The sequence below is a fragment of the Rhodococcus sp. ARC_M5 genome (assembly GCF_022810405.1).
Lineage (GTDB): Bacteria > Actinomycetota > Actinomycetes > Mycobacteriales > Mycobacteriaceae > Rhodococcoides > Rhodococcoides navarretei.
In genome coordinates this window covers 1-2,732 of the sequence record NZ_JALGQE010000037.1, presented here as the reverse complement: position 1 = coordinate 2,732, position 2,732 = coordinate 1, and the positions used below count along the sequence as shown (strand labels likewise).

1 rRNA gene is annotated in these 2,732 nt (G+C 55.4%); it reads left to right on the top strand.

What is annotated here, in order from left to right:
• Nucleotides 1-2,706: ribosomal RNA gene (locus MTX34_RS25380) — 23S ribosomal RNA — on the top strand; the annotation flags it as partial.
• Between the last annotated feature and the right edge of the window lie 26 nt (nucleotides 2,707-2,732).

The following is a 2,732-nucleotide window of genomic DNA, read 5'->3' as shown; positions in this document are numbered from 1 at the left end:
ATACCCAAGTAGCAGCGGGCCCGTGAAATCTGCTGTGAATCTGTCGGGACCACCCGATAAGCCTGAATACTCCCTGGTGACCGATAGCGGACTAGTACCGTGAGGGAAAGGTGAAAAGTACCCCGGGAGGGGAGTGAAATAGTACCTGAAACCGTGCGCTTACAATCCGTCAAAGCTGGTGAGCAGTTTGTTCTGTTGCTGGTGATGGCGTGCCTTTTGAAGAATGAGCCTGCGAGTTAGTGGCATGTCGCGAGGTTAACCCGTGTGGGGTAGCCGTAGCGAAAGCGAGTCCGAATAGGGCGTATCCACGTTTGTGGTGTAGTGGCGTGTTCTAGACCCGAAGCGGAGTGATCTACCCATGGCCAGGTTGAAGCGACGGTAAGACGTCGTGGAGGACCGAACCCACTTAGGTTGAAAACTGAGGGGATGAGTTGTGGGTAGGGGTGAAAGGCCAATCAAACTCCGTGATAGCTGGTTCTCCCCGAAATGCATTTAGGTGCAGCGTCACGTGTTTCTCGCCGGAGGTAGAGCTACTGGATGGTCTAGGGGGCCTACAAGCTTACCGAAATCAGCCAAACTCCGAATGCCGGTGAGTGAGAGCGTGGCAGTGAGACTGCGGGCGATAAGGTTCGTAGTCGAGAGGGAAACAGCCCAGATCGCCAGCTAAGGTCCCTAAGCGTGTACTAAGTGGAAAAGGATGTGGGGTCGCGAAGACAACCAGGAGGTTGGCTTAGAAGCAGCCACCCTTGAAAGAGTGCGTAATAGCTCACTGGTCAAGTGATCCTGCGCCGACAATGTAGCGGGGCTCAAGTACACCACCGAAGCTGCGGCACTCACACAATAGCCCGCTGTTCTCTTGCGAGGGTTCAGCCAGGTGTGTGGGTGGGTAGGGGAGCGTCGTGCAGCCATGGAAGCATCGGAGTGATCCAGGTGTGGAGGCTGCGCGAGTGAGAATGCAGGCATGAGTAGCGAAAGACGAGTGAGAAACTCGTCCGCCGAATGACCAAGGGTTCCTGGGCCAGGTTAATCCGCCCAGGGTGAGTCGGGACCTAAGACGAGGCCGACAGGCGTAGCCGATGGACAACGGGTTGATATTCCCGTACCCGTGTAACCGCGCCCATGGTGAATCAGTGACACTAACCACCCTGAATCCATATGACCGATCTCTTTCGAGAGTGAGGCGTGTGGTGGATGCGTGGGACCTGATCTGGTAGTAGCCAAGCGATGGGGTGACGCAGGAAGGTAGCTGGGCCAGTCAGTGGTTGTACTGGTGTAAGCCTGTAGGGCGAACGGTAGGCAAATCCGCCGTTCATATAAGCCTGAGAGGTGATGCGTAGCCGATTGAGGCGAATTCAGTGATCCTATGCTGCCGAGAAAAGCCTCTAGTGAGTTGTTACACGGCCCGTACCCCAAACCGACACAGGTGGTCAGGTAGAGAATACTAAGGCGATCGAGATAACTATGGTTAAGGAACTCGGCAAAATGCCCCCGTAACTTCGGGAGAAGGGGGGCCCTGTCCGGTGATCACTCTTGCAGTGTGAGCTGGGTGGGGCCGCAGAGACCAGTGAGAAGCGACTGTTTACTAAAAACACAGGTCCGTGCGAAGTCGTAAGACGATGTATACGGACTGACGCCTGCCCGGTGCTGGAAGGTTAAGAGGACCGGTTAGCCAGTAATGGCGAAGCTGAGAATTTAAGCCCCAGTAAACGGCGGTGGTAACTATAACCATCCTAAGGTAGCGAAATTCCTTGTCGGGTAAGTTCCGACCTGCACGAATGGCGTAACGACTTCTCAGCTGTCTCAACCATAGACTCGGCGAAATTGCATTACGAGTAAAGATGCTCGTTACGCGCGGCAGGACGAAAAGACCCCGGGACCTTCACTACAGCTTGGTATTGGTGTTCGGTTCGGTTTGTGTAGGATAGGTGGGAGACTGTGAAGCGGTGACGCCAGTTACTGTGGAGTCGTTGTTGAAATACCACTCTGATCGTATTGGATACCTCAACCTCGGACCATGATCTGGTTCAGGGACAGTGCCTGGTGGGTAGTTTAACTGGGGCGGTTGCCTCCTAAAATGTAACGGAGGCGCCCAAAGGTTCCCTCAGCCTGGTTGGCAATCAGGTGTCGAGTGCAAGTGCACAAGGGAGCTTGACTGTGAGACTGACAAGTCGAGCAGGGACGAAAGTCGGGACTAGTGATCCGGCACCGGCAAGTGGAAGCGGTGTCGCTCAACGGATAAAAGGTACCCCGGGGATAACAGGCTGATCTTCCCCAAGAGTCCATATCGACGGGATGGTTTGGCACCTCGATGTCGGCTCGTCGCATCCTGGGGCTGGAGTAGGTCCCAAGGGTTGGGCTGTTCGCCCATTAAAGCGGCACGCGAGCTGGGTTTAGAACGTCGTGAGACAGTTCGGTCTCTATCCGCCGCGCGCGTAAGAAACTTGAGGAAGGCTGTCCCTAGTACGAGAGGACCGGGACGGACGAACCTCTGGTGTGCCAGTTGTTCCACCAGGAGCACCGCTGGTTGGCTACGTTCGGAAGGGATAACCGCTGAAAGCATCTAAGCGGGAAGCCTGTTCCAAGATGAGGTTTCTCACCCCCTCGAGGGGGTAAGGCCCCCGGCAGACCACCGGGTTGATAGGCCAGAACTGGAAGTCGGGTAACCGATGCAGGTGACTGGTACTAATAGGCCGAGGACTTACCACAAAGAAGCTACGCGTCCACTGTGCAAT